This is a genomic window from Actomonas spartinae (assembly GCF_051209155.1).
GTDB lineage: Bacteria > Verrucomicrobiota > Verrucomicrobiia > Opitutales > Opitutaceae > Actomonas.
The window spans coordinates 1-2435 of the sequence record NZ_JBPJGB010000012.1 but is presented as its reverse complement, the minus strand read 5'-3'; the positions used below and the strand labels follow the sequence as shown (position 1 = coordinate 2435).

4 protein-coding genes are annotated in these 2435 nt (G+C 53.1%); all 4 read right to left on the bottom strand.

Translation table 11 applies throughout. The annotated features are described in order from the left end of the window. Nucleotides 1-177 precede the first annotated feature (177 nt). Complete coding sequence (locus AC0MRV_RS20850; RefSeq protein ID WP_472766458.1) at nucleotides 178-606, bottom strand: hypothetical protein; 429 nt, start codon at nucleotides 604-606, stop codon at nucleotides 178-180. Between the two features lie 525 nt (nucleotides 607-1131). Beyond that, nucleotides 1132-1545, bottom strand: a complete 414-nt coding sequence (locus tag AC0MRV_RS20845) for a DUF1493 family protein (RefSeq protein WP_472766457.1) — start codon at nucleotides 1543-1545, stop codon at nucleotides 1132-1134. Nucleotides 1546-1649: 104 nt separating this feature from the next. Further along, complete coding sequence (locus AC0MRV_RS20840) at nucleotides 1650-1901, bottom strand: hypothetical protein (protein ID WP_472766456.1); 252 nt, start codon at nucleotides 1899-1901, stop codon at nucleotides 1650-1652. A gap of 77 nt (nucleotides 1902-1978) precedes the next feature. After that, nucleotides 1979-2308 carry a hypothetical protein gene (locus tag AC0MRV_RS20835; protein ID WP_472766455.1) on the bottom strand — a complete coding sequence of 110 codons (330 nt, stop codon included), beginning with the start codon at nucleotides 2306-2308 and terminating at the stop codon, nucleotides 1979-1981. Nucleotides 2309-2435: the final 127 nt, after the last annotated feature.

Genomic DNA, 2435 nt, shown 5'->3' with positions numbered 1-2435 from the left:
GACATGCGATTCCCTCGGCAGTGACATGATAGCGGATCGTTCGCAGGCGGCTCTCGCGGCAGATTGCTTCCGGCTCTCCGCCGTCTGCGTCACGCACTTCCTCCGGAATATTCATTGTCTAACGTTTGAGGTCAGACAGGCCGACTTGTCGGCCTTGTCTGCACCGATTTGTTCGGTCTATTCATTTTGAGGCCACTCAAACAACTTAGGGTCCGCCTTCAGCTTCGCTACCAGCTCTCCGACTGAAGACACATAGAATGAGCAGCCTCCTTCGCCGACTGAAATGGGGCTCCTATCATCCAATAGTGAGTCAATCTTCGATCTCTGAATCTTTCGCCAATCGTCGTGAAGGGCGCAAAGTGCACCAATCGATCTGACTACTGGATCATGATCCGTCAGCATCGCCTCAATATCAGAATCCTGGGCGGTTGCGCGGATATACTGAAAAAGCAAATACGTCGGATGAGGCGTCCCCGCATAGCCAACTGCTTCCCCTCCGATTTGAGGGGGAAGGCCGGGAGTTGGGTGAAAGCGCAACTGCGCGATCGCATGCTCCACCATCTTCGAATAGGCGTTCTCGTCGCTGGCTCTGGCGGTGAGAGCCAAGAACACGACTAGAAATAAGGTAGATATTCTCATTTTAAACCGAACGTCTGAACTCAGCCGCGGCCACTTGTGGCCGTTGGCTGCGGTGGTTGGTTAGGTCCTTCATCTACGAAAAGGGGATAAACGCTAACCCAAGACTTGGTCTCCAACATAGAGCCCCAAAACTTCATGAACTGATCAAAGGTTTCGTCGTCTTCGAAGACCACAAAGATCTCAACAAACTCGGTAGTCCCCACTGCGGGAAAACTCTTCTTTCGATAATCGCGGATATCGTGCCAATTCACTGGCTCTCCAGTCGACCAACTCAGAAGGCCCTCAGGCTGCCAACGAAAGGTCAGAGGTGCTGGGATCCAGTAACCCTGTTTCGTTTCGAGGAGGTCGCTTCGACCCTTTCGATTCTCCGCGACTAAAAGATGACGTGCGATCGTAGAGTTACTATTCGGTGCTAGATTCCCGAATACACTCAGCGCGAAACACAAACCAACAACTGCTCCGGACCACTTCATTGAGACCTAACGTTTTAGGTCAGACAGGCCGACTTGTCGGCCTTGTCTGCACCGGCTGGTTGGCCTCTTCTTCGTAGTTTAGCACCCATCGGCGAGCACGTGCGGAATCGATCAAGTCCTGCACACGAATCGGAACCAGCCCGGCTCGACTTTCAGGTGTGCCGGCCCTTTCGCGATGAGCGATCAAAGCCTGACGAAACCAGAGTAACGGAGCCCAGGGAATAAGGCCTTCGCCTCCAAAATGGACGGGACGAATAAGACTCATATCGACCTGAAACTCTTCCATGAAACGCGTCAGAAGTTCGTCTCCGTCGTCACCATCGATGCCGATATCGCCGAACAATGTAGTCTGCGGAGAAATCCGCTCGGCCGGGAATTTCGAATAGTCCGCGATCAACTTGATGACTTCATCTTCGATTGAGGCAGGTTTCACGAATTGGGGAGTTTCGGCCAACGATTAAAGTCAGACAGGCCCACTTGTGGGCCTTGTCTGCACTGGCTGGTTAGACTCTTTATTTATGGAAATCGAAAACATACTCAAGGCGATGGAGGCTGATCGAAAGTATCGGCCGCAAATCCCGGCCCCAAGTAATCTTCAACGCGAACTTGATGCTCTAGATTGGCCGCAGCTTCGGCCTGCCTCAACGCCTCAACGATGGTCGCTTTTTCAATGCCGACCCGCATCGCAAGCATCATCAAAACCGTCTCTAATGCGTCGCACCGTGCGCGTAATCTCATATCCGATAGGGCGGACTGCTTCGCGAGTTCTACAATGGTTTCGTCCTTCATGTTCGTCTAACGATTGAACTCAGCCGCGACTGACAGCGGAGCTGTCAGTCGTTGGCTGCGGTGGCTGGATGGGCCTTCTATTTCGGCCAAAATACATAGCGTGATTCATCTTCGAGGAAGACCTCCATCGACATGAGCTCGTGATCAATCTTCTCGTCCGCATCCCAAGGCTCGAGATCCCATGGCACGAAGCTGTGATCGATGACATCTCCTACTTCGACTTGGTGATGCAACAGGCAAGTCGCTACCTCACGAACAAAGCCGTGAACTTCGGGGACACCGAACTCTACTCCCCACTTCTCGCGAATTTCCCAGACAACGACCGCAAGCGAGACCGGCTCTTTCTTGAGCCGCTCAAACACCGAATCGGCCATCTCTTGCTGCTGCGACATCGCTTGTTTGCCCATCGTCTAAGCTGAGACAGGCCGACTTGTCGGCCTTGTCTCCGGCGATTGGTTCGCCCTTTTCTTCTCAAAACGAGCAACGACTTCGCCGTCACGCACCAGGAGCAACAACTCTCGGTCGGATGAGACG